Below are 25,501 nucleotides of genomic sequence, written 5' to 3' on the forward strand. Positions count from 1 at the left end.
ACCTATTTAGAGGGGCGAAATTTTAGGTAGATTGGCCAATCCTTCTCTTTCCTCGTTTTTGTTACGTTTACTATAGATCCAAATATATGAAAGGGTGAGTAGATGAAGAAAAAGACTATTGTCACTAGTGCGGTCGCTGGAGGATTAACAGTTGGTTTAATGCTTTCTAGTTTTGCCTCCACGAGCGAGGCCCACGATTGGCTGGGCGGCGATTTGGACAAGTGGGAAGACGACTATGGAGATATTGATTTTCAAGGTGAAGTAATAGAAGGCGACAAAAATATGAAATTCCTCCACGAAGCGGCTGCAAAGGAGCTTGAGCCTCATGAAGATGGCTATGACATAACCATGGCAGATGTTTACGCTCATCAAGGTTATGCATACACCGGCACCCATGTTTCTGCAGGTAACAATGCAAATGGCGGGGTCCATGTGTTTGATTTACAAGATCCATCCAATCCAGAAAAAGTTGCTCAATTTGCTGACGAAATTCCCGGCACATGGCAGGAAAAAGTTATTGTCAAAACGGTAAACACTCCTGACTTTAGAGGGGACTTAGCGGTCGTAAGCGTTCAGCAAACAGATCGGGATAACCCTGATAGTAAAGGAGGGTTCTTGCTCTATGATGTGACTACACCAGAAGACCCAGAACGGTTAGGCTTTTGGGAAGTGGATAAACGGACGAACGGCACCCATGAATTGTATTTAACAACCCAGGGGAATCGCCCCTTAGTGCTCACTGCTAACCCTTATGCTGATTTCTTTACAGAAGGGGAATCTAAGGATTTCCAATTGGTGGATGTCTCTGATCCTAGCAATCCTGAAACGATCTATGAATTTGATCCTCGTGAATTAGATGAAGTTGAAGAAGAATTTAACGGTTATAATTGGAATGCTCCTGATGGTAATGAACGTCCGGTTTTTGCTCATAGTGCCATTACGAATCAAAACGGCACTAAAGCATTTCTCTCATTTTGGGATTTAGGTACAGTCATTCTTGATATTTCCAACCCAGACAACCCTGAGTATTTGGGGCGCACTGACTTTGCATCTGACCAGCAAGGAGCCGCTCACTCTGCCGCTCTAGCGCGGGGAGGCAATGTCTTAATTGAAACACGAGAGGTTAGTAACCCCACCGTGGATGGATATGAGGAAGGCTACGGCTACACACGCATTTTTGATATTAAAGACCCTTCCAGCCCAGCTCTGTTAAGCGAATTTAAAACAGAATTGGTTGACAATATTGAAGATGGAACCACCTTCGCCAATACAGTTCACGATCCTAAAGTCCGCGGCAACACCCTTTATCTTTCTCACTATGCTGGCGGGGTTCGCGCCGTAGACATCACTAACCCAGCTTCTCCTGAACAAGTCGGACAATATGTACCAGAAGAATCAGATATTTGGGGTGTGTTTGTTGACCGCAACTACATTCTTGCCTCAGATATGGGAACTGGTTTAAAAGTGTTGGAACGCAATAATCGGCAAAATTAACCGAATGTCTATTTAATAAAAAAGCAGGAGCGTTTGCATAGCTCCTGCTTTTTATATTCTCTACCACGGTTCTGCGCGACCAGCCCTTATGTTTCTACTTATCGAAGAATATATTATCGATCGCAAGTATGGAGCGATTAGCAATAATAAAATAAACAGACATTGCCAATAAGACTACATCTAATTCATACCCACCTAAGAAACCTTCAGGAAGCTTTGCAATGAGTATAGCCCCCACCATTATAAAAGCAAATAAAACAGCTACGGCACGTGTCCCAATTCCTGCGATCATCGCTATTCCACCAATTAACTCAATAAGCGCTACCACGTACCCTAAGAAACCAGGGATGCCTAAACTATCAAAATGAGCAACGGTCTGGTCAATTCCTCCTGTGAATTTATCTAATCCATGAAGGAAAAAGGTAAAACCTAGCACAAGTCGTAAAATCAGCGCGCCCAATTCATGTCTTCTCAACATACCGGTCACTCCTTGTTTTTCAATATATGATTAACGTATTAGTTACGTTATATAACTGTTGGAGTTGAACCTTCTTTAACTGAACAAGGCTTAGTTAGTGTATGAATACATTAGCAATGAAAAAGGAATCCTCCCACGATTAAAAGCCAATTGTTTAATGAAAACAATCGGCTTTTTCTACTTTTATACGTAATTCCACCGTGAACGAATAGAAATAGTGCGTCCTTTAAACACAAAGGGCATGGCCTAGCACCCATGTATTTTAGCAAATAGCACTGGCTCTTATATGAATGTTGACTGTTTCTTTTCTTGTTGTTCTATTATATATCTTAGACCAGCATGGGAGTCGCTGAATGTAAGAGTATTTTTTAACTCCTGTATGGTCAGGGCAAGCTGTGGTTTGATACCTACTATAATGCACTCAACCCCTATTAATTGCAGACAATCATACAACTTTTGAAGGTTATAGCGAACACTCTCGTCGAAACGATCTATACCGTTTAAGCTGATGATGGCATATTCGATGCCGTTTGACGCACATTCCTCCAGCACGGTTGCTATAACGGTTTCTCCCCTGGCCGCATCTAATTCACCGATTAATGGTAAAGCTATCGTTTTCTCCCAGATTTTTAGTATTGGCACCGACAATTCTTCGATTAATTTCTCCCGTTTCTGTTCTTCTTCTGCCTGCGAGGTGACATCCATCAGCATAACCATATATCCTTCAAATTGCTCGTCCTGATTCGCATTTTTTATAGGAGTGATTACAATATCAGCATAAAATTGGCCTCGAATATTAATTCTCGCTCGATGGCCGTCTTCTAGATTGCCCATCAACTGGCGCTGGCGCTCAGGCTTTGTATGGAAGTCATCCATATTTAAACCAATCATATCCTCCGCCTGGGTGAGACCATACAACGGGGCAATAGCGTTCATTATTTCAATTGCTTTCTCATTCATCCAGATCACACTAAATTCGTTATCAGCGATAATAATATTTTCTCCGATGCTATTTAAAGCATCTGTGCCTGATATATGAATAGGGAGTTGTGAATTCATTCAACATGCCACCTTTAGAGGGAATTAGTTATTCAAATAGTAATATACTTCACTCATTGCTAAAAGCGGATTGTATGTAGTCCTGACCCCAGGCTCGTAATATCTTGGCGACAGGTCATACTAAAATAAAGCAAATTCAAAGCCTTCTCTTCGAATGGTGTCAATGAGTTGTGGAAGTACTGTCAACGTTTGTTCTAATTCATGGAGGAGGATTATAGAACCGGGTCTGCAATGGCCCACCACGTTAGCAACAATCCTCTCAGGGGTGTGCTTATTTTCCCAGTCGCAGGCTGCGATTTGCCACATCACAGGGAGTAAACCTAACTCTTTTAAAATATCCATTGTTTCTTCATTATATTGACCATAAGGCGGTCTGAAATAGTGAACATTGTCGCCTGTAATTTTTCGTATTTTATCTACACTCGTTTTAATCTGCTTATACTGTTCACTTTTCGGTAATGTTGTTAAATTCTTATGGTTATGAGCATGAGAGGCGATCACATGCCCTTCCTGAATCACTCGTTTCCAAGGCCTTTGTTTATATAACAACCTTGACTGCCAGAAGAATACCGCAGGAACTTCTTTTTCTTTCAAAACATCTAATAGCGGATGGAGCTTCCGGCTAGGACCGTCATCAAACGTCAGCATAACTTCTTTTTGCGCAGGTCTAATTTGCTTGATATTTTTTATCCATCTGTCATCGTGGAAGTCGTACACGACCTCGTTATCCACTACTCATGGATGGAAGGTTTTTGGAGACATCTTCTCCCTCCTTTTTGCTTGCAGGGAAATTCACATTATACAAGACATACCAACTGCAAGAGAAATCTGCCCTCTATATTATGTAAAACAGTTAACATGTTGAGACGCTTTTTTGTTAACAATCAACTTGAACGCCTCTTCCTTGTAAAACTCAGACGTTGTTTTTCTTGTAAGCCTCCACGCACTTTTCACAAATGCAATGCTTGTTTTTACTCTCTGCAGGAACGAGTTCAAAAATCCCCCGTGGAAACTCTACTCTGTTACACCAGCATTGACCATACTCTACAGTCCGAGCCTGACATTTATTTTCATTTCCGCATAACGGACAATAAATATTAGCCACTCTACTCTCTCCTCACATCTCTAGTTACGTCGAGTATGCCATAAAAGCGATATCGTTGCTTATAGTATATACAAACAAATTTAATAAATGGTGTTTCGAATTGATCACCAACCCATTCTTTGCAAAGTAACCTGTTGTGAAGAGTGAAGCGACAGCCTCATAAAAAGCAGAGGCTACGACGCCTCTGCCTTGATTAATTGTATCCATCGGGCAGCAGGTTTTTGGGGCATTGCCAAAAGACGGGCAGTTGTTACGGGGGCAGCTCACATAGTTAACTTTTATCCATCGTGATGGAAACAAATCCCCGCTTCCCGATTATGTAAAAGTGATTGGCAAGTCTTGTAAGGACCTGAAACCAACGAGATCCTTCCAATTGAGAGCATCTGCAGCAAGCTCAAGGTTTGATGTTCATTGGAGCAGAACTTGGATAGCAATTTGCGCTTCTACTCGAGCCAGGGTTGAGCCCAGACAAAAATGAACATTCTCCCTATCCTCTTCCGGCACGCCTACAATGTCAGATCATTTTGGACGTTTCCCAGCGTCTGATATCTTTTGGTAGCTTGCGGGAGCGTGCTGCGATTTTGAAACTTTGTATCTTTTAAATGGCCAGTGCTTCGTTATATCCGGTGACATACCAGCCTGGATATTTTAATAATGTGGCCTTAGAAACAGGATGTGCGCTCGCAGTTTTTCATACAAAGGAGAAGGGACCTTTCCTAATTAGAATAAAGGTTCTTCTGTATGAGCATCTCTTATCATCTTATCCCCTCCCAATCATGGTAAAAGGCTGTCTTACCAAATTCCAAACCTCTGATAAGACAGCTTCTATGCTTTCTAAAATGCAATCTCAGCCGAAACGATTTTCAGTTATTTTTCTTCTGCTAAACTTGCCTTCATTTCTTCGACCGTCTCTACTTCAAACCCTAAATCGGCTAACATTCTATGATCTGCTGTATCTTCTTGTCCGGCTGTCGTTAAGTAATCTCCTACAAAAATTGAATTGGCTACATACAATCCTAATGGTTGTAAAGAACCGAGATTCATTTCCCGGCCGCCTGCGATACGAATTTCTTTGGTTGGGTTGATGTAACGAAACAAGGCCAGCACTTTCAAACAATAGAGCGGATCCAACTCGTTTACCCCTTCAAGTGGTGTACCGTCAATGGCATGCAAGAAATTGATTGGGATTGAATCTGCATCCAGGGCTTTCAAACTGTAGGCCATATCAATAACATCTTGCTTTGTTTCTTTCATACCTACAATGACACCTGAACACGGAGACATGCCTGATTCTTTTGCTGCACCTATCGTGTTGACTCTGTCATCATACGTGTGTGACGTTGTAATGTTTGAATGGTGGCTTCTGGACGTATTAACATTATGATTGTACCGGTCTACCCCTGCTTCTTTTAGCCGTTCCGCCTGCTCAGGCTTTAACAGACCAAGACAGGCACAAACTTTCAACCCATACGTGTCTTTGATTTCTTCTACTGCTTCAACAACTTGGTCAACTTCTTTAGTTGAAGGGCCCCTGCCGCTAGCAACAATACAGTATGTGCCTATATTTAAATCATTAGCTTGCTTTGCCCCTTCAAGGAGAGTCTCTTTGTTGACCATTCTATAAGAATCAATCGGCGCTTCAGCAATCGAAGACTGAGCACAATAGCCGCAGTTTTCCGGACATAGGCCAGACTTCGCATTCATGATCATATTCAGCTTTACTTTTTTTCCGTAGTGCTGCTTTCTTATTTGAAACGCAGCATGTACAAGCATTAACACATCGTCATCTGGACATTCCAATATAGACAGCGCCTCTGCTCTCGTTAGTTCTTCGTTATGTAACACGCGTTTCGTAAGTTCCATCCAGTGGTTCATATCCCTATATCCCCCATCTGTTTTAAAATTGCTTTCATTCAATCATTACCCAAGAAATCTTCCTCCAGTGGCACTGCGATCCCCCCGCTCCCTTCTATAGCCTCTTTTATTGTAAACCAAATAAATAAATAGGTTAACGATAAAAATGTATGATTTTTCTTTCCGTTTGTCAAATCTTCGTAAATTATCTACATAAAACCATTTTCAATCCTGCACATGAAAAACGGGCTGCCCTTTTTGGACAGCCCCCTTTGTTTCCATAAAAGTAATGGCTCAACTGATAGTACCTTCCAAAGACTAGATGAAAGCACACCCTCCAAACACATGGACCGCCTAATCCTCTTGAGCCACTCCTTCATTTGTTATTACACGCTCAGCACTTCGTTTTTTAAAATATGGATGAATTGCTCTTTCTCTTCTATAAACGGAGAATGAGCACAATGATCAAATGTATAAAACCTTTTCTCCACAGCTTCAATTTTCTCATAAAAGCGCTTTGCTTCGTTGTAGCTTGTTTGATAATCATATACACCCTGCATAATGAAGACAGGTATTTCAAAACGGGGAGCCCAACGCACAGCATCCACTTTTGCCATTGTTTCACTCAAGGCATCATACGTTGCAAAAATCCCCTTTGGCACGTTCAATCGTTCTTTCCCTGAATACGCCTTACACGTTAAGATCTCCTTCATTCCTTGCCACTGAGAATAGCCTGTCTGCATAACACCTCCTCCGTATTTATTTAAATACGTGGTTATTTCTACCGTGTCAGCAACTAACGCTCTCCTTGCGTCTTTGCATTGTAAGACATCCCCGTTCCTCTTTGTTCCCAGTAACAAACGGTGAAGTCCTCTGCCCAATCAAGGCCTGACTGCTTAATCATGGCATACTGCGGAAAACCAGGCCCACCATGCAAAAACAAGAGAACCGGATTTGCCTCATCCGTTGACTCAATAAACATACCAAATCTATGCCCTTCAATTTCTACATACTCTTTTATCAACTGCTCATTTCGTTTATCGTTCATTTCTTCCCCCCTTTAAGGTTACTTCCATATCGACCTATACTTTTTCTGATATTTGGTTTCCTCTACATTCTCAATTAACATAAGCGCTGTTTCTTTAATGCTTTCTTCTTGCAAATAATCATATAAATATTTCAAATTCTGGATTATATCTGAGCGAATGAGGGTATAGTTTTTTTCAACGGTGCAAGTTTGGAAGCGATCGACCATATAGTGCATAACGAGCTCTTTTTGTTCTGGGCCAGCTAATCCTACCTTCCAAATTGATTTTAGGCTATGTCTAGCTGTTACGAATTTTTCATCTTTTGTCACCTTCCATAGTTTTGAAAAATCACGCAACATTCTATTTTCCGGGTCACTTTTAGCTAAATTCGCCAGGTATTGAGCAGCTCTTGCCCGCTGATGATTATCTTTATCTGATAAATCTTCTATTAGCTGGTCCCAAATGTCATAAGCCCAATCCACTTTTTGTTCGGTTGCTGCTAGAAGATGCTGATACGCCTCATATTGCTCTTGTTTATCAGTTGATTTTGATTTCTCAAATTCATGTTTTATGTTTTCATCCATGATTCAACTCCTCGCTTTCCGTTTGTTTACTACTGTTTTCATTTAGTACTATATTTTATTTCGTCTTGAATCCTGGTTTTCCTTTGTTTTCACCCGTTCTTTATGTTCGTTAACCATTACGTTCCGTCCTTATACCAAACCGTTTTGATTTTTACGTGCAATATTTCTCATAAACATCATATAGAAGTGAGGTAAAGGTCGTTTTCCAACTAGTTGTACTCTTACTTTCGCTAGCATTTATAGATAAAAGTTCATATAACTATACCAAATACGGGTCCGGGAGTGTAACTTTTAACGTACTCTTAAGCTACCGTTATTATCCCTGTTAATGCAGATTAGAAGAAATTTAGGATTTTCATAAGTTAAAATTCTTTATGTTTCAGCAACAATTTATTATAATGATTACATAATAATAATTATCGCCTAACAATTTATCGCTTTTAACATTTGGTGGCATAATTATTTGTTAAATTAATTTAGCAATGAAAGGGGAAAGACATATGGACACTAAAGGTAATAATAACTCTGGAGGATGCCCGTTTAGTCACGCAAGCAATACGAGCAGCAGCTCCAGCGGTACAACAAATCAAGACTGGTGGCCAGAACAATTAAACTTAAACATTCTACATCAGCATGATAAAAAATCGAACCCTATGGGTGAAGACTATGATTATGCGGAAGAATTCCAAAAGCTAGACTATGATGAGCTTAAGAAGGATCTGCACGAGCTAATGACAACGAGCCAGGATTGGTGGCCTGCGGATTACGGACATTACGGGCCATTCTTTATTCGTATGTCTTGGCACTCAGCTGGTACGTACCGTACAGGTGACGGCCGCGGCGGTGGCGGCACTGGTTCACAGCGCTTTGCTCCACTTAACAGCTGGCCGGATAATGGAAACCTTGATAAAGCACGGCGTTTGCTATGGCCGATTAAGCAAAAATACGGTAACAAACTATCTTGGGCCGACTTACTCGTGCTCGCAGGGAATGTAGCGATCGAATCCATGGGTGGAAAAACGATTGGATTTGGTGCAGGACGTCCTGACATCTGGCATCCGGAAGAAGATGTTAACTGGGGACCTGAAATGGAATGGCTCGGTGACGAACGTTACAGAGGCGACCGTGAGCTTGAAAATCCGCTTGCTGCCGTGCAAATGGGTCTTATCTATGTAAACCCGGAAGGTCCAAATGGTGAGCCAGATCCTCTGAAAAGTGCTCATGACATTCGTGAGACCTTCAGGCGCATGGGAATGACCGACGAAGAAACGGTTGCACTCACTGCAGGTGGGCATACATTTGGTAAAGCACACGGTGCAGGAGATGCCGAGGAGCATGTTAGTGCAGAACCAGAAGGCGCCCCTCTTGAGGCCCAGGGTCTTGGTTGGGGCAGCACGTACGGCAGTGGCCACGGGGCTTACACGATCACGAGTGGAATTGAAGGAGCTTGGACGCCTACTCCAACAACGTGGGACAATTCCTACTTTGAGCTGTTGTTCGGATACGAGTGGGAGCTAACGAAGAGCCCTGCCGGTGCCAATCAATGGAAGCCAGTTAATCCAAAAGAAGAGGATCTAGCTCCAGATGCAGAAGATTCCTCTAAACGTGTGGAAACGATGATGACGACTGCTGACATGGCCCTCCGTATGGACCCAGACTTCGAAAAGATTTCCCGTCATTTCTATGAGAACCCTGACGAGTTTGCAGACGTCTTTGCCCGTGCTTGGTTTAAACTCTTGCATCGTGACATGGGTCCTCGTGACCGTTACCTTGGACCAGAAGTTCCTGAGGAAGAGTTTATCTGGCAAGACCCTGTTCCAAAAGTTGATTATGAATTGACAGATGCAGAAATCGAAGAATTGAAAAAGAAACTATTAGACTCCGGACTTACCATCAGTGAACTCGTAACAACTGCTTGGGCTTCCGCCAGCACGTTCCGCGGTTCCGATATGCGTGGAGGCGCCAATGGTGCACGCATCCGTCTTGCTCCACAGAAGGATTGGGAAGTGAACCAGCCGGAACAGCTTGAAAAAGTATTGACTGTACTAGAAAACATTCAAAGTCAGCTAGATAAAAAAGTAAGCATTGCCGATTTGATTGTATTAGGTGGCAGCGCGGCAGTAGAAAAAGCTGCACAAAATGCCGGCTTTGACGTAAAGGTTCCGTTTGCCCCAGGACGCGGTGATGCTACAGAAGAGCAAACAGATGCAGAGAGCTTCGATGTACTAGAGCCTTACGCTGATGGCTTCCGCAACTATCAGAAGAAGCAGTACAGCGTAAGTCCAGAAGAACTTCTAGTAGACAAAGCCCAGCTCTTGACGCTTACAGCACCAGAAATGACCGTTCTTATTGGCGGTATGCGTGTGCTTGGCACGAACTATGATGGCACAGAACACGGTGTCTTCACGGATCGCGTCGGTACGCTTACTAACGACTTCTTTGTGAACCTTCTAGATATGGGAATCAAATGGGAGCCTGCAGGAGATAACCTCTATGAAGGACGCGACCGTCAGACAGGTGAACTGGTCCGTACAGCAACTAGAGTCGACCTCGTATTTGGTTCAAACTCCATTCTACGTTCAATGGTAGAAGTTTACGCTCAAGATGATAACCAAGAGAAGTTTGTGCGTGACTTTATCGACGCCTGGGTCAAAATCATGAATGCAGACCGTTTCGACCTGGATAAAGCTGAGCTAAAGAAAGCACAACTAACAAGTAATTAAGATAGTGAACGGCCGCCAATACAATTGGCGGCCGTTTTTATTGTGGTACCTTTTTTTGGTGCCTGACCCCCGTCATTAAAGCGGCGGGGGGCAGGCACCATGTTTGTTCATCACCACGCTCTCTATCTTTTTTCTATCTTCATTCGTATGCCGCCTTTTGGGCGCAATGTGATTAGAGGCGTAGCCCGTACGTTTGGATCATTTGAAGCGAGCTTTAAGCGGTGCTCTTTGGCAATGCATGTTAATACAAGTACGGTTTCCATGATGGCAAAGTATTGCCCGACGCAGACTCTTGGCCCGCCGCCGAATGGAAAATATGCATAAGGCGGAACAGAATCCTTCCATCCATCCTCAAACCTTTCAGGGATAAACTCATTTGGCTGCTCGAAGTATTTCTCTTTTCGATGCATGACATATTGACTCATTAAAACCATATCGCCCTTTTTTAATGAATAACCGCCAATATCCACCTTTTCGTCGACCTGCCTTCCAATGACATAAGCCGGTGGACAAAGACGGAGCGATTCATGAATGACATTTTGAGCATAGGGCAGTTGCTGGTAGTGTTCCGGTCTTACTTCGTCCGTTCCAATCACCTGGTCTATTTCCTCGTGCAACTTTTTTTCGGCTTCAGGGTTTTGGGACAGGAGATAAAGAGTCCAAGACAACGCATTCGCCGTCGTTTCGTGTCCAGCTAAAAAAATTGTCATTAATTCATCACGAAGTTGTTTATCAGACATTCCTTTTCCATTTTCTTCGTCTCTTGCCCCCATCAATTTTCCAAGTAAATCGTCCGCCTCCTCATTTAACTCCCTGCGTTTCTCGATAATTTTGTAAAGCACTTGGTCGAGCTCTTCTACAGCGTTTCTATAGGCACGATTTGTTTTGGTAGGAAGCCAAAGTGGCGTAGGGACGATAGAGCGCATTCTTTTTATAGCTGATCTCATCACTTTATCCATTGGTCCGCCGATAATACGGTGTCCTTCATTGAACTCCATGTTAAACATCGTCTTTGAAATAATCCCCAACGTTATATTCATCATTTCGTCTGTAATATTTCGAATGTCTCCCTCTACCCATTCGCGGATATAACCGTTCGTGGTCTCAACCATATCCTCGCCGTATTTACTAATATCCGTTTTCTTAAAGCTTGGCTGGATCAGTCTTCGCTGCTGTAAATGATGGTCCTTCTGACTAGTTAAAAGTCCTTCTCCAATAATTGGCTTTAGCATTGTCAAGTCCCGTGATTTAACGAAATGACGCTGCTTTTTCACTAGCACCTCTTTAATTAAATCAGGATCTGAAATGAAATAAACCTGCTGCGTCGGACCAAATCTAAACCGAGCTACTTCTCCATATTCTTCGGAAACCGTTTGTAAAAATTGGAGTGGATTTTTTTGAAAGTCTTCTAAGGAACCAGAAATCAACTTTCCATGCGGTCCCGGAGGAAATGGCTTCTTCATGGAAATTCCCCTCCTTAGTTAAGGTCTTCCACTCAACGTAGTGTATGAATGCACGATAGACTTGCTTGTATATACGTTGAGAAGCATGAAGAATGCGCACCTGCTGCTCATGCAAACATACAGTTTTGGAACGAGTCCTTTTCATTGTGTATATATATAAAATAAGGGTTCTGTATAAAAATCAGGAATGAAAGGAAGGGTAGCATGACCAAAAGCAGTAAGGGGGAACTAGCAGAACTGTTGGCAACACTTGGGCTTAAATCAGAAGATTATCTTAATACGTACATCAAAAATCTATTAAATCACCCAATAATCGTCGAAAGAACCAACGCTCGTTTGGAAACTCATGCTGAGCGCCTAAAGACGTTGCAGCACTATACCGAAATACTAGCACAGCAGCTGAACGTGCCAACCAAGCAGGATGTTGCAAATGTAGCCAAGCTGGCGAGGCAAATCGAAGAGAAATTAGATGAGTTGGAGGAAAGACTGCTTATTTTAACAGAGGAGGAAAATGGAAAGTTTCATGAAAAGCCAGAGGGTCCCAGGCTGGTAAAAGATGAGGCAAAACCGAGATACAACCGAAGCAAACTGGACCAAAATTCTGCGCGAAAGCTGCTGCAAGAAAAGCACTCCCATGACAATGGCGACCCGCAAGCTCTGCAAGAAGCCCTGCATCACCTCAGGAACAGGAGGCAGTAAGGTGGGAGGAAATAGAAAGAAACTCAGTAAATTAAACCGCCTTCTGCCTCCTGAGGGGATCGAATCCAAAGTCGGGCGCACCCCAAAAACAGCCATTTGGAAGCTGAACAAAACTACTCTATGGTATTACCCGGCCAAAAACAAAAAGTATGACACTCCCTTATTTCTCATCTATTCATTAGTAAACCGCTCCTATATTCTTGATTTAAAACCTGGCATGAGCATGATTGAAGCGTATGTGAATGAAGGCTATGACGTGTATCTTCTCGATTTTGGCGTTCCAGGATATGAGGACTGGGATGTAACCCTGGATGATTATATAGCCAAGTATATTCAAAAAGCGGTGCGACGCAGCTTGTATCACTCCGGTGCAAAAGAAATAACGATGGTCGGCTATTGCCTCGGCGGCACGCTGGCAGCAATCTATGCCGCCTATAAGAATGAGGCAATCAAAAACCTGGTGTTGATTGCTCCTCCGCTCGCTTTTGATAAAACGCCTATCCCAACGGAATGGGAAGAGGGATTCAAAAAAGGAAAGCTCAATCTTGACCATGTGATTGACGAGTACGGTACCATACCGGCTAAATTTATGGAATTTGCGCTGCGCTTGGCCGTTTCTCCCGTCAGTTACAGCTCCTACATTTCCCTCTTGCAAAGGCTGGACGACAAAGACAAGGTGGAAAAATGGCATTTATTTAATCATTGGCTGAAAGGACACATCCCTTTTGCCGGTCAGACCTTAAAACAATTATTAAATGAGTTGGCCATTGAGAATAAGCTGATTAAAAATGAACTGAGGATTCATGGCGTTCCTATTCATCTCTCAACTATAAAGAGCAATTTGCTGGTCATCTCAACCACTCATGATGAAATTGTGCCGGCAGAACTAATTACACCGATTATGCCACTGGTTTCAAGTCAAGATAAAACCTATAAACAGATAAAAGGAGGCCACGTTACCCTCGCAATGAAAGGTAAACTTCCAGACTTCCTGAACCAATGGCTGAGCGAGAGGTCGTAGATAGGAGCAGGAAGGGTTTTTTTATTAGGCCGCTTGCTAGAAAGTGGATGGCTGTAGAAAAGAAAGGACATCCTTTTCTACACCGCAGGCGCCCGTCTTCCGCGGGCAAGGCACGGCCTAGCTTATTCGGGGGGACACACTGCGAGGTCGAGGGCTTTCTTTTTCCGCTGCAGTCACCTTCTTATACAAAGCTGCTAAAATTATTATATGAACACCTGCCTACGGGATAAAAAGAACCTTATGTTAAAATAGACATTCATAGCATGATAACTTATACCCTAAGCAGCTCAGGAGTGAACATCAATGGACAAAAAAGACATAGCCGGGATACGCAGGCAATTGAAAGTGGACAATGATTTACTAAAGATCTCCGATATATTCAACGTTTACGTCATGAAGGAAGCGACGGACATTTATCATCACCAGAGCCAGCCGTTCGAGATGCTCGATCGGGATCAACAGGAGCTTTTCATGAACAATTTCAAGAAATTGCTGACCGGTCAGCTGGATGAAAAATTATTTGAATTGAAATTTCAGCGTGACGTAGAAAATTCCAGTCAGTTTATCCTACATAAAGGGCTTTTAAGCAGTGACGTAGAGGACTGGAAGGAACAAATGCTTCTCATGACACAAAAAATGATCGAAGACCAGCCGTATGAAACGGATACAGTCATCACCTTCATTCGCGCCGAATACTTAAAGCCAACGAAACGCCGGAACGAAGAAACGGAAGAAAGCGAACGGGACGCCGTTTACTCTAACCCGTTTATTCTTTGCAGCATCAATAAAACGGAAGAACCGAAAAAAGAAATTCACTTCGACTATATCGAAAAGACATTCAAATACAAAATTGAGGCAGACCCAGTTATTGATCTTAAAAATCCATTGTCAGGTTTTCTTTTCCCTTCCATTACTGACGGCGCTGCAGATGTGAATCGTGTTCTCTATGCGGCAGGCAAAGCCAATGCCCCTGATGACCGATTCATCGAAGACGTATTGAACGGAGAAGACATTATGACCGCAAAAGAAGATAAAGCGGTATTCGAGGAAGTCGTAAAAGACGTCGTCGGAGAACAGGTTAACCCTTCCACCCTCGCCAATGTATATGGCGAAATCAACCGCGTCGTCGAAGAACATGAAGAAGAAACGCCGCCAACCCTCGACTACAAAGACGTCGAGCGCGTTCTTAACCAGGGCGGGGAACAAGTCGACGCAGAAACAGTAAAAAGCGCTTTCCAGCGGGTGACCGATAATGAAAGCTATGAATTGAAAGCAAGTAGCATCGTCCCCAAATATAACTCCAAGTCAATCAAAATCAACACCAAAATCGCCAATATCTCGATCAGCCCCCAGGACCTTGAGTACGTCAAGCAGGTCAACTACCAGGGCAAGCGCTGCATTATGATTGAAGTGGAAGAAGATGCTGAGGTTGACGGCTTTAAAATGCTGCCGGAAGCGTATACTGAATGAATGCACTCCTACTGACCCTTTTACGATTCAATAGACACAAACAAGTGGAGGTCCCACCTCAGTGAGCAGGTTTTACTCATGAGGACTGGAACGTAGTCCGCAGCAAGCGAGCATATTCCAACGGCGTCTGCCACGAAATGACTTATAGAACCTTCCTTCTCAATTATCTACCCTAATTGATTATGAGACGGTTAATAGCAACCTCTCTACCTGCAGAAAAAGAAGGAGCTGTCTCAAAATCCTTTTGAACGTAGTAAAAAAGGGAGCGGGTGCGCAGGCATGCTCTTCCTTTGCGCAGTGACGGACTAGCGGTACGCAGTGACGGGGACGGAGTGCGGAGTCACGGCTCATTAGTGCCGCGTGACGCTATATTGGTGCGGAGTTACGTTATTCGAGTGCGGTGTCATGAGCATTGAGTGCCGTGTCACGTCAATGAGTGCGACGTCGCGATTTTCCCATGCTGTATTTGCGATATGGCAGCGGAGCCAAACAAAGGGGCTGCCCTTATTGGACAGCCCCTTCTATGTTTTTATTTAGAAAAAGACTTAAACTCTTTCTAATATCTTTACTTCTTCCTCAAGGTCCTCAGCTTCATCCGACACAGTTTCGCTTAGACCTAGAGCTTGTGCTGTTGAGGCATGAATGTCGTCCAAAAGCTCCGGGTTTTCCATTAGTGATACACCATAAGAAGGAATCATTTCTTTAATTTTCGCTTCCCATTCGTTTATATGCTCCGGGAAGCATTTTTTGAGGACCTCGAGCATAACGTGAACGGCGGTAGAAGCCCCTGGAGAAGCGCCGAGTAATGCGGCAATCGAGCCATCCTCAGCCGTAACTACTTCCGTGCCAAATTGAAGTGTTCCTTTGCCGGCATCTGTATCTTTGATCACTTGTACACGTTGGCCTGCTACGACTAAGTCCCAATCTTCACTTTTGGCGTTCGGGATGAAGTCACGTAACTCTTCCATTCGCTGTTCTTTTGACAACATCACTTGCTGCATCAAGTATTTTGTCAGGCCCATCTCCTTAGCGCCAGCTGCCAACATCGTAACTAGATTATTTGGTTTTATCGAAGTGGCTAAGTCGAACATGGAACCCGTTTTTAAGAACTTGGGAGTGAAGCCGGCAAATGGGCCAAATAACAATGATTTTTTATTATCGATATAGCGTGTATCAAGATGCGGAACGGACATTGGTGGAGCGCCAACTTTAGCTTTGCCGTACACTTTTCCGTAATGCTGCTCTATAACATCTGGATTATTACATGACATAAACAGCCCGCTGACAGGGAATCCTCCCGTATGTTTCCCTTCAGGAATACCGGATTTTTGCAATAAATGCAGGCTTCCTCCTCCGGCTCCGATGAAAACAAACTTTGCAGTGACTCGGTCGACAGTTCCGCTGTCCAGATCCTGGACTTTCACTTCCCACTTCCCGTCACTCGTACGCTTCATGTCTTGCACACTGTGTTTGTAGTTTATTTCAAAGTTTTCACTCTCTAAATGGTGAAACAACTTCCGTGTTAAAGAGCCAAAGTTAACATCTGTGCCATCATTGATTTTTGTAGCAGCTACCGGTTCAGTAGAGGTGCGTTCTTTCATAACGAGCGGAAGCCACTCCAGCAATTTTTGCGGATCATCAGAAAATTCCATCTCTTTAAAAGGAGGCGTGTTTACCATTGCTTCATAACGCCTTTTTAAAAATGCTATATTTTCCTCTCCTTGAACGAAACTCAAGTGAGGCATTTTCATAATAAAGTCCTGTGGATTATGTATCCGTCCACTGTTTACGAGATAAGACCAAAACTGCATAGAAACTTGAAACTGTTCATTAATTTTTAAAGCTTTATTAATATCTACGGACCCGTCCGGACTTTCGTTCGTGTAATTCAGTTCACACAATGCCGCATGTCCCGTCCCCGCATTATTCCATTCATTGGAACTTTCCTCGCCGGCGTTATCCAACTTTTCAAATACTTTAATTTCCCATTCTGGTACTAATTCTTTCAAAAGACTGCCTAACGTCGCACTCATAATTCCAGCACCAATTAACATAACATCTGTCTCAGTTCGTCTGTCGCTCATTGTCATCCTCCCTTACATAGCCCTAAGAATTACAGAAAGAATGTATGCGGTTTCTTAGGTGATACAACAAAACAGAACGAACCTAAGAAAACGCTATTTCTGGGTCAACTACAGTTTATCATTAATCTGTGTAAATTAAAATATAAACTGTTATAGAATAGTATGAAAATTCAATTAAGTATGTCTAATGAATCCTCACTTCAGTGTTTTTGTTCAAAAGAAAGCATTAATACAAGCCGGAATTCCACTCATTTGCTGACATAAATTTTTCTAAGGCTCTTTTAAATTTGGAGGGGACGCAACTCCAGCTTATTCCGTAGATGGCCACATTCCGCTACAATCAATATAATGTTCGCTTTTGATACTCATAAAGTCACTTATGAAATTGATTCTGATCGGAAATAATGACACTACTTATATACCAACTGGAGATGCTGCGGATTTCATTTTGCCTCACACTACGCAGGGGGAATCACTATGTTCTTTTTTAAAAACTACGAACAAAGCATTTGGCAATTGCCGATAAAAGAAAGATATGAAAAAGAAGACGTAATGACGGAACGTTTCCTGTTCGGAAAAGATAACAAGTTAGAAATATACTGGGCGCCGTTTGAATACATAAATCCAGACGCAAACGTTATAATCCTCGGAATTACACCGGGATGGACGCAGATGCAGTTAGCGTTTAACTATGTTCGAAAAAACATTGGTGCTGAAGAAAGAAAAACCATGCTGCGCAATGCTAAAAAACAGGCAAGCTTCGGCGGAAAAGGAATTAGGAACAACCTGATTGAAATGCTTGATGGAATAGAACTGAATAAGCGCCTGCACATTCAAAGCTGCGCGGAGCTCTATGCAGATAAGAATCATCTTCTCCATTCCGCTTCTGCGCTTAGATATCCGGTATTTATCAATCAAAAAAATTATACGGGCTCCAATCCTCCGATGCTGAAACACCCTTTACTTTCAGAAATGATTTACGAACTCTTAGTACCCGAGCTACATGAAGTAAAACACGCCGTCATTATTCCAGCAGGCAAAGCCGTTTCCAACATGTTGAGTGACTTAGTAGAAGAAGGCAAAATTCACAACAAACCGATTTTGTTTGATTTCCCCCACCCGTCCGGCGCGAACGGCCACCGCAAAAAACAATACGCCGAAAAGAAAGAGCAATTTAAACAGCAGTTAAAGGAACATTTCAATTAAAAAACAGGAGTATTTAATTCTGAAAAGGGTTTTCGGGTTTACGTTACCCCAGCACTGTAGACCCCTATTAATGAAGAAAGCACTTGTGATCCTCCTCTGAAGGAGTGCACAAGTGCTTTCTTCGTTTTCTTATTTTCCCCTTTACCAATCAATCGATCAGCCTGTGTTGCGGAGGCCGGCTGCAATTCCGCTGATGGTTAATAATACTTCAGTTAAGAGATCGTCTTGTTGTTCGTCGGAATCACGCATGCTCTGAATAAGCTCAACTTGCAAGAAGTTTAGCGGATCCACATAAGGATTGCGCAGGTGAACCGATTCTTGGATATCCGGTGTGTGATCTAATAACTCTTCATTACCTGAGATGTTTAACAACATCTCTTTCGTCTTGTTATATTCATCTTTAATATCCTGGTAAATCCGTTCACTCAACGTTTCATCCTCTACTAGCTTTGTATATTCCTTAGCTGTTGTTAAATCTGCTTTCATAAGAGCCATTTGCAGGTTATTAATCGTGGAATGGAAAAATGGCCATTTTTCATACATGTCTTTTAGAAGCTCCATATTCTCTTCACTTTGTGCAGCAAAGTGACTTAACCCGGAGCCCGCTGCGTACCAGGCCGGGATTAAATGGCGGGATTGGGTCCATGCAAATACCCATGGAATCGCGCGTAAGTTTTCAAATTGATTACTGTCCTTACGTTTCATCGGCCGTGATCCGATGTTCAGGTCTGCCAGCTCACCTAAAGGGGTCGCTTGATTAAAGTAGGTTAAGAAATCTTTGTCTTCAAACACGAAAGAGTGATACTTCTCTAACGCTTGTGTTGAAATTTCCTCCATCGCTTCTTCCCAGGCATGTTCTCTAAAATGATTTTCCTCCGATGTTTTCGACACATGAGCAGAAGTCTCTAACAAGGTAGAAGCGCCCTGTTCTAAACTTCGGTACGCAATATCTTCTAATAAATAACGGGAAGATAACACTTCTCCTTGTTCAGTAATCTTCACCCCGTCTCCTAACGTTTCCGCTGGCTGGGACAAAATACTCCGGTTCAATGGGCCGCCTCCACGACCTAATGAGCCGCCACGACCATGGAAGAACTTCAACCGGATGTCGTAGGCTTTTGCCATCTCATGGATCTCTTGCTGCGCTTTATACAGCTTCCAGTTTGCCGTTAACGTTCCTCCGTCTTTGCTTCCATCTGAATAGCCCAACATGATTTCTTGAGAATTTCCCCGCTGCTCCAGGTGCGCACCATACACATCCATTGAAAATAACCTCTTCATGATTTCCGGGCCGGCTACCAAATCATCAATGGTTTCAAGTAACGGGGCCACCGTTATTTCACTTTCAACACTTCCATCCGCATGCTGGCGGTAGATTCCTAATTCTTTGGCAAGAACGAGGACTTCTAAGAGGTCACTGGCTGATTGGGTCATGCTGACAAGATAAACTTCAATGGAACGCTGGCCAAACTCCTCATGCGCTTTTTTAATCATTTCAAAGACTTCAATGACACTTTTCGTCTCTTCTGAGTACTCTTTTCCTACGACTAGCAACGGGCGTGGATCTTGCAAAACGTCATTGAGGACGTTAATCTTTTCCTCTTCGGAAAGAGCTGAATAATCTTCAGAAATATTGACAGCTTTTAATATTTCCGTAATCGCTGTTTCATGCTCTCCACTGTGGTTTCTAACATCTAACGTAGCCAAATGGAAACCAAACAATTGCACCTGACGAATTAATTTATGCAGCATTTTCAACTTATGGTGGGCAGGTTGGTGTTGGTCCACACTTTCTTTAATGAGTAATAAATCATTATGCAGTTCTTCAGAAGATCGGTAACCAACCTCTGATTTTCCTGCGTGGTGCAACCGTTTAATAATCACGGCAAATTTGCGGCGATAGATTTCGTTTTCAACAGACCAAACTTCGTCCTCATCTAAATAGAGCTTCTCGTCTTCTTCGACGGACTTGACTAAGCGCTCACTCACCTCAACACGTGTTGTCGAATGACTGAACCTTCTCATTAACTCCACAAGGACTTCATCATACTTTTTAATAACCAATTTTCTATGTTCTTCAAGTGTCTCCCATGTAACATCAGGCGTTACAAATGGATTCCCATCACGGTCGCCACCGATCCACGACCCAAAGCGGAGGAAGTTGGGAACGTCCCACTGCGTGTTTGGGTAATGTTCATCCAGCTGATCTTTTAATTCTTGATGAATATCCGGAAGCACATCAAATAACGTTTCATCAAAATAATAAAGACCATTTTTCACTTCATCCATAACGGTTGGCTTACGATGGCGCAACTCATCCGTTTGCCATAGAGACGTAATTTCATTAAATAAACTCTCATCCAACTTCTCTTGTTCTTTTTTCGTTAAAACCGCACGATCAAATTCCCGAAGGATGGTTGAAATTCGTTTTTGTGTTTCAAGGATGGTACGCTTTGTTGCCTCGGTTGGATGGGCAGTGATCACGAGTTCAAGCGACAAATCAGCTAGCACACGCTGGATCACATCTTCCGAGACATTATTTTCTTTCAGAGCAATGACCGAACTTTCAAGAGAAAATGGTTGAACCCCTTCATCATCCTCAAGTTGATACTCTCGTCTACGCCGGATGCGGTGATTTTGTTCCGCTATATTTACAAGGTGAAAATAAATAGCAAACGCCCGGATGACTTGCTGGCGCATCGGCGGCTCCAGGCTGTCAATCTCTTCTTTAATGGCTTGATACGTCTCTTCATCATGATTTTTCCTTAAATCAATCGTCATTTTACGAATGGATTCTACTTTATTTAAAAGCTCCGTTCCGCCCTGGTGGACGAGGATTTCACCCAACATATTCCCAAGTTTTCTTACATCTTTTCTTAAAAGTGAACTTCCCTCATCGACTTTCTGCATCATAACAACTCCTTGTATAAACATCTAAGACCGATCCGGGACACCCTTTGCCCAGCGTGGCCGGTCTACGTCCTTCAACTCAAAAATATTCAAAATTTAATAATTAATATTCTCCATCATAACGAAAAGTCGAATCATGATCAAATTAGATGCTTCAGTAGATTTTTCCAAGAACGGAGGTCAAAACCTAAGAGATGAAGCGAGCAACATCGTCCCGAAACAACATTCATAATCAATACATAAAACACCACTATCTCTGTGAACTGGCCCAGGGAAATGAGACAAGAAAAAACACCTATGCTGCCACGGTCCTGTATTCAACAGGGGTGTGGCAGTTTAATTTGGAAAACGGTCGTATATAGTTGTAATAATACATGTAATTTACTACTTTTTCTATTACAATAGTAGATGTAAGGGTCGCTCTTAATTGAGTGGCGAATTCTTCCGACTTTAGCGAGGAATGGAAGGATTCTATGACGGCATTATCAAAGCAATTGCCTTTGCGGGACATGCTTGTGATGATGCCGTTTTCTTTTGCTAATGCCTGAAAGGCATAGGACGTATATTGAGCTCCTTGATCACTGTGCAATATGACCCCATACGTATCTCTCCCATTACATGCCTCGCGCAACGTTTCTAAAACAAAATCCACGCTCTGTGAATCACTGATTTTATAAGCGATGATTTCGTTGTTATATAGGTCCATAATCGTTGATAGATACTGCATCCTGGGCCCGTAAGGTAAGTACGTTATATCCGTTACCCACTTTTGATTTGGTTTCTCCGCTTGGAAGTTTTGTTTTAACAAATCAGGAACCACAATCTTACTCTCTCCAGCAATATACTTTTGTCGTTTTACTTTGACACGACACTGGATCTCGTATTTTTGCATCACTTTTTGAACGGTCTTTCGGTTCACCTGAATCTTGTGGTCCTTGTATAAAAGATCTTTCACCGTTCGGTGACCCACACGATGCGAAAGTTGTTTGCAAATGTTAATAATTAATGTGTGAAGTTCGGGCATTTCTCGACTCGCTCTGTTCCTCCATCGATAATAAGTCGGACGCGAAATGTCAAAGCATTGACAGATTTCTGTAACTGTAAAGCGGTCTTTTAAAGATTCAACTACTTCTACAAAAATTTCTGGTACCACTTCCTTTCGATTTCTTGGTACTTTCCCATTAGCTCATCTCTCATTTCGTAATAAGTGACCTTTCGTCTTAATTGAGCTAATTCACTATCATCATCAGGTCCCTTACCGTAGGTATATTGTTTACCAACAGGTTGAGCTAGTCTGTGATCTTCACCCTTTCGATACCATCTCATCCATGTTTTGATCTGAGTTTTACTTTTGATACCGAACTTCTCCATAATTTCTCGATTCGTCCATTCACCTGTCAATTTCAAACGAATCACTTCTTGTTTAACTTCTTCAGGATAAAACTGTTTTTTTACCCATAAAGAAAAACACCTCCTAAAATGTCGATTTAATACTACATACGACTTAGGGGGTGTTTTTTCCTGTCTCATATTATTGGGTCACTCTACTGGCAATATGTTAGCTTTAATTTAGCAGTTACATCATGCTATATACTTATTAAAAAGCATAAATACGACAAATTAATGGCAGATTACAACCGAGAAAAGAAAAAGATAAACTATTTGCGAAGTCAATTATAGGAATATTTAGAAGGGAACAAGTTATCGACAACTTCTCCCCAACGTTTTATAAACACAACTTGTCTAAACTAATTCCACAATTTTTGATACGGTTCACCGTACCGGTTTGTAGGGTAAAATAATAAGGCAGGGGGACGAACAAATATTGACGGCTCGTCCCTACTTTGCTTTATATCACGATTAATTATCTACTTGTATAGTTGTTTTTGTTTGTGTGCTAATTGGTGTATATAAGTCGACATCTTCTTCTTCAGTTGAGATGGATACTATCAAAGAGTACCTTACTTTCTTGTCCCATCTATCTAGCCAGGCTCTTTCTCTCCACCACCCAATCGCAGGATAGACACCAATTAGGTTACTAGTCGCTAGATCTGCTGCGATACCTTCCCAACTATCACTGTGTGTAGCACCTAAGTGTCTGCTTTGTTTTCCATAAAGCCAATTCACATTGCCCCCTGTACTATCTACGTCGTTATCTGATTCTACTGCTGCGTTAATTCTACTCAAAAATGCTTCTTTATTATCTGTGCCGTTAACATCAAAGCGAAGTAAGCTAGAAGGATATCTGTACCTGTCTTTCCAACCAATCTCGCCTGGCCCGGGTTCGACGAAATATGTTAATGTTACTTTTAGCTTTACCATTGTGTCACCTAGTTCTAAAAGTTCTTCTTTCGGCCATGGGAGCTCATGAATGTGCATATCTTTTGTTTTAAAGGAACCATTTAACTTATCATATGGTTGCAAATCTGATTGAACTATTAAGTTAACACTATTATTCATAGAATTTAGTGCTCTATTTAAGTTGGGAACACCATATCCACATATCCTAAGTAATTTTCTATAGTCCTCTTTTCTCTGACCATCTAGAAATTGTTGCTTCATCGTGTCAGTCCATTCAGCTGAGTGAACCATCAACCCTTTAACTGTTTCTGGCCATGCCTCTGGATATTTTGCAAAAATTTGTGATGCCATCCAAGCTGCTTCAGCCGTTGCAGCACTTGTAGCATTAATAAAGTTAAAATGATTATCAAGAGGTTGATGATGGGTAGTTAATGAAGACAGTTCCTCCGATGTATAACAAGTGGTGGAATCTCTTAGTGCATTACCGCCCTCTAACAATATTTCTGGCTTAATTGGCCACTTATTATCCCATACTAACGATGTTGAACTAAAAGGAGATAACCCCCCATTAGGGGCTACTATTTCCATCCCCTCATACTCTTTAGAATCAACCTCTGTTTTTTCAGTATAAGCACCTACAGTTAAAGCATTCCATGACTGACCAGGGTTTTGTACAGACAAACTATAGTTACTCTCAGGATAGTTCTCCCATTCAGTATTATTGCCAATATTCCCAGCCGAAACTATAAATAGCTTTTGTTCTTCATCGATATATCCCGAGGTCAATTCATCTATCGCAGCTGACCATGAAGAAGGACTACCGTCACCCGTTTCATATTTAGGAGCTGTTACTGCCATACAAATCACTCTCTTTTTATGAGGGTTGTTTATGATTTGTTGACTCACCGATTCTGAAGTAATTGCCCCGTACAGTTTAGGATCATTCTCCCCATCTCGAGGCAGTATCTTGCTGGATTCTAAGTTATGTAGAATTTTTATGTTGTGATGACTCTCTAGTGCTTTTCTTAAGTCCCCATATGCACTTACTCCAGCCATTTTTGTTCCATGGCCACTGTGATCATCTTTTCCCCAATCATCTTTGAACGTCAAGCGGTCTTCATCTTTTAGTAATGGTTCAATTAACAAATGTCCATTATTAACTCCTGTATCTAGTATGCAAATTGAAACATCAGACTCATTATCAAAGTCTATTCTCTCATGAAGATCTTTAGCCCACTCAGCTTGTTCTCTATTTGGTAAATCTATAAAAAAACTATTAACTTCTGCTGCTTTTCTTATTTCAGCTACATCATCACTCATCAAAATTATTTCCTCTAATTGTTCTCTATTAGCTTTAACTAACAAAACCGTTCTTTCTGGGAAGCGTAAAGTTTCATCTTGAATTGGTAGATTTAATTGGGAAATAATGATTTCTCTAAAACGAATTTCTATTTCTTCTTGTTCACCACTTAGCCATATTTCGCACCATTCAGCATCCTCATTTGGAATCCACCTCACTTGGCTAACTGGCCAAAAAGATTCGAGTACTGCTAATTTAACCCCTTCGATACTATTTATTAAGGGTTGGTTCTTTGGTTTACCCGTTGGAGTCTCTTCTTCAAGGTAGGCATCTATTTTCTTTAAGTAGGTATTTTCCTTACCTTTTGGGACATAAACAGTAGCTCTAATTACTTCTTTATCATTAACAGTCTGAGTACGAACATTTAATAAACGTATTCCTTGCAATCTGTCTTCTAAACTTTTTGATACTAGTTTGAAGTCAGGAGAACTCTCAAATTCAATATAAGTTCCTTGTCTAGTAGGTAATGAAACAGCGTTTCGTGCATTTTCTTGCTCCTCTTCTTCCTTCCATAATTGATCAAATTTTCTTCGCAATCTTTGACCGTGGGTTAACCTATCACGTAAAGGTAAAGCTGGAGTTCTTGCTGTTTGTCTTGAGGTGTAAGGTATAGAATTTATAAATTCTTCTATAAATAAATTATCAAATTCTTTCTTACTCAT

At 42.0% G+C, this 25,501-nt stretch carries 19 protein-coding genes; 6 read left to right on the plus strand and 13 right to left on the minus strand.

Features of this window, described 5'->3' with window-relative positions; genetic code table 11:
• Positions 1-102: 102 nt before the first annotated feature.
• Positions 103-1,494, plus strand: coding sequence for an LVIVD repeat-containing protein (locus D469_RS0111480; protein ID WP_018923542.1), 1,392 nt, complete (start codon positions 103-105; stop codon positions 1,492-1,494).
• A gap of 94 nt (positions 1,495-1,588) precedes the next feature.
• Here the strand turns inward: D469_RS0111480 and D469_RS0111485 are convergent, their stop codons facing one another.
• The 8 genes from D469_RS0111485 to D469_RS0111515 form a co-directional block, all read right to left on the minus strand.
• The gene (locus D469_RS0111485; protein ID WP_018923543.1) at positions 1,589-1,972 is read right to left on the minus strand and encodes a DoxX family protein; all 384 of its coding nucleotides are present in this window, start codon (positions 1,970-1,972) and stop codon (positions 1,589-1,591) included.
• Between the two features lie 282 nt (positions 1,973-2,254).
• The gene (locus tag D469_RS0111490; RefSeq protein WP_018923544.1) at positions 2,255-3,031 is read right to left on the minus strand and encodes an STAS domain-containing protein; all 777 of its coding nucleotides are present in this window, start codon (positions 3,029-3,031) and stop codon (positions 2,255-2,257) included.
• Positions 3,032-3,151: 120 nt separating this feature from the next.
• A complete protein-coding gene (locus tag D469_RS0111495) occupies positions 3,152-3,763 on the minus strand; it encodes a polysaccharide deacetylase family protein (protein ID WP_018923545.1) in 612 nt (203 codons plus the stop codon).
• 181 nt (positions 3,764-3,944) lie between these two features.
• Complete coding sequence (locus D469_RS0111500; RefSeq protein ID WP_018923546.1) at positions 3,945-4,136, minus strand: cysteine-rich CWC family protein; 192 nt, start codon at positions 4,134-4,136, stop codon at positions 3,945-3,947.
• An 867-nt stretch (positions 4,137-5,003) separates the two neighbouring features.
• Entirely contained in the window at positions 5,004-6,011 is a 1,008-nt protein-coding gene (bioB, locus tag D469_RS0111505) for a biotin synthase BioB (protein ID WP_018923547.1), read from the minus strand.
• Positions 6,012-6,376: 365 nt separating this feature from the next.
• Complete coding sequence (locus tag D469_RS22570) at positions 6,377-6,733, minus strand: alpha/beta fold hydrolase (RefSeq protein ID WP_051081191.1); 357 nt, start codon at positions 6,731-6,733, stop codon at positions 6,377-6,379.
• A 53-nt stretch (positions 6,734-6,786) separates the two neighbouring features.
• Complete coding sequence (locus tag D469_RS22575; protein WP_051081192.1) at positions 6,787-7,038, minus strand: alpha/beta fold hydrolase; 252 nt, start codon at positions 7,036-7,038, stop codon at positions 6,787-6,789.
• 18 nt (positions 7,039-7,056) lie between these two features.
• Positions 7,057-7,602: a hypothetical protein gene (locus D469_RS0111515; RefSeq protein WP_018923548.1), complete on the minus strand. Its 546-nt coding sequence runs from the start codon at positions 7,600-7,602 to the stop codon at positions 7,057-7,059.
• A gap of 500 nt (positions 7,603-8,102) precedes the next feature.
• Between D469_RS0111515 and katG the strand changes: the two genes are divergently transcribed.
• Positions 8,103-10,325, plus strand: coding sequence for a catalase/peroxidase HPI (gene katG / locus D469_RS0111520; protein ID WP_018923549.1), 2,223 nt, complete (start codon positions 8,103-8,105; stop codon positions 10,323-10,325).
• Positions 10,326-10,447: 122 nt separating this feature from the next.
• Here katG and D469_RS0111525 read toward each other — a convergent pair whose 3' ends face one another.
• Entirely contained in the window at positions 10,448-11,788 is a 1,341-nt protein-coding gene (locus D469_RS0111525; protein WP_018923550.1) for a cytochrome P450, read from the minus strand.
• A 204-nt stretch (positions 11,789-11,992) separates the two neighbouring features.
• Here D469_RS0111525 and D469_RS21200 point away from each other — a divergent pair, with 204 nt between their 5' ends.
• The 3 genes from D469_RS21200 to D469_RS0111540 all read left to right on the plus strand — a co-directional run bounded on the left by D469_RS21200 (position 11,993) and on the right by D469_RS0111540 (position 14,978).
• Positions 11,993-12,487, plus strand: coding sequence for a hypothetical protein (locus tag D469_RS21200; RefSeq protein ID WP_018923551.1), 495 nt, complete (start codon positions 11,993-11,995; stop codon positions 12,485-12,487).
• Position 12,488: 1 nt separating this feature from the next.
• The gene (locus D469_RS0111535; protein WP_018923552.1) at positions 12,489-13,508 is read left to right on the plus strand and encodes an alpha/beta fold hydrolase; all 1,020 of its coding nucleotides are present in this window, start codon (positions 12,489-12,491) and stop codon (positions 13,506-13,508) included.
• A gap of 303 nt (positions 13,509-13,811) precedes the next feature.
• A complete protein-coding gene (locus D469_RS0111540) occupies positions 13,812-14,978 on the plus strand; it encodes a DUF4317 domain-containing protein (RefSeq protein WP_018923553.1) in 1,167 nt (388 codons plus the stop codon).
• A 545-nt stretch (positions 14,979-15,523) separates the two neighbouring features.
• Here D469_RS0111540 and D469_RS0111545 read toward each other — a convergent pair.
• Positions 15,524-17,062, minus strand: a complete 1,539-nt coding sequence (locus D469_RS0111545) for a malate:quinone oxidoreductase (protein WP_018923554.1) — start codon at positions 17,060-17,062, stop codon at positions 15,524-15,526.
• A gap of 477 nt (positions 17,063-17,539) precedes the next feature.
• Between D469_RS0111545 and D469_RS0111550 the strand changes: the two genes are divergently transcribed.
• Complete coding sequence (locus tag D469_RS0111550; RefSeq protein ID WP_018923555.1) at positions 17,540-18,268, plus strand: uracil-DNA glycosylase family protein; 729 nt, start codon at positions 17,540-17,542, stop codon at positions 18,266-18,268.
• Positions 18,269-18,424: 156 nt separating this feature from the next.
• Here the strand turns inward: D469_RS0111550 and ppc are convergent, their stop codons facing one another.
• The 3 genes from ppc to D469_RS0111570 all read right to left on the minus strand — a co-directional run bounded on the left by ppc (position 18,425) and on the right by D469_RS0111570 (position 25,501).
• Positions 18,425-21,178 carry a phosphoenolpyruvate carboxylase gene (ppc, locus tag D469_RS0111555; protein WP_018923556.1) on the minus strand — a complete coding sequence of 918 codons (2,754 nt, stop codon included), beginning with the start codon at positions 21,176-21,178 and terminating at the stop codon, positions 18,425-18,427.
• A gap of 295 nt (positions 21,179-21,473) precedes the next feature.
• A protein-coding gene (locus tag D469_RS0111560; RefSeq protein WP_156816986.1) for an IS3 family transposase occupies positions 21,474-22,594 on the minus strand; the annotation gives its coding sequence in 2 pieces (ribosomal slippage) (positions 21,474-22,357 and positions 22,357-22,594; 1,122 coding nt in all).
• Between the two features lie 444 nt (positions 22,595-23,038).
• Positions 23,039-25,501 (minus strand): S8 family peptidase, encoded by a 2,463-nt coding sequence (locus D469_RS0111570; protein WP_018923559.1) that lies wholly within the window; start codon positions 25,499-25,501, stop codon positions 23,039-23,041.

The sequence above is a fragment of the Salsuginibacillus kocurii DSM 18087 genome (genome assembly GCF_000377705.1).
Taxonomy (GTDB): Bacteria; Bacillota; Bacilli; order Bacillales; family Marinococcaceae; genus Salsuginibacillus; species Salsuginibacillus kocurii.

Bases quoted from the DNA above. Each gene is read 5' to 3' on its own strand.
- bioB (WP_018923547.1), bottom strand. From the start codon at position 6,011: ATGAACCACTGGATGGAACTTACGAAACGCGTGTTACATAACGAAGAA.
- D469_RS0111545 (WP_018923554.1), bottom strand. From the start codon at position 17,062: ATGAGCGACAGACGAACTGAGACAGATGTTATGTTAATTGGTGCTGGA.
- D469_RS0111480 (WP_018923542.1), top strand. From the start codon at position 103: ATGAAGAAAAAGACTATTGTCACTAGTGCGGTCGCTGGAGGATTAACA.
- D469_RS0111550 (WP_018923555.1), top strand. From the start codon at position 17,540: ATGTTCTTTTTTAAAAACTACGAACAAAGCATTTGGCAATTGCCGATA.
- D469_RS22575 (WP_051081192.1), bottom strand. From the start codon at position 7,038: ATGAACGATAAACGAAATGAGCAGTTGATAAAAGAGTATGTAGAAATT.
- D469_RS0111570 (WP_018923559.1), bottom strand. From the start codon at position 25,501: ATGAGTAAGAAAGAATTTGATAATTTATTTATAGAAGAATTTATAAAT.
- D469_RS0111485 (WP_018923543.1), bottom strand. From the start codon at position 1,972: ATGTTGAGAAGACATGAATTGGGCGCGCTGATTTTACGACTTGTGCTA.
- D469_RS0111525 (WP_018923550.1), bottom strand. From the start codon at position 11,788: ATGAAGAAGCCATTTCCTCCGGGACCGCATGGAAAGTTGATTTCTGGT.
- katG (WP_018923549.1), top strand. From the start codon at position 8,103: ATGGACACTAAAGGTAATAATAACTCTGGAGGATGCCCGTTTAGTCAC.
- D469_RS0111490 (WP_018923544.1), bottom strand. From the start codon at position 3,031: ATGAATTCACAACTCCCTATTCATATATCAGGCACAGATGCTTTAAAT.
- D469_RS22570 (WP_051081191.1), bottom strand. From the start codon at position 6,733: ATGCAGACAGGCTATTCTCAGTGGCAAGGAATGAAGGAGATCTTAACG.
- ppc (WP_018923556.1), bottom strand. From the start codon at position 21,178: ATGCAGAAAGTCGATGAGGGAAGTTCACTTTTAAGAAAAGATGTAAGA.
- D469_RS0111540 (WP_018923553.1), top strand. From the start codon at position 13,812: ATGGACAAAAAAGACATAGCCGGGATACGCAGGCAATTGAAAGTGGAC.
- D469_RS21200 (WP_018923551.1), top strand. From the start codon at position 11,993: ATGACCAAAAGCAGTAAGGGGGAACTAGCAGAACTGTTGGCAACACTT.
- D469_RS0111515 (WP_018923548.1), bottom strand. From the start codon at position 7,602: ATGGATGAAAACATAAAACATGAATTTGAGAAATCAAAATCAACTGAT.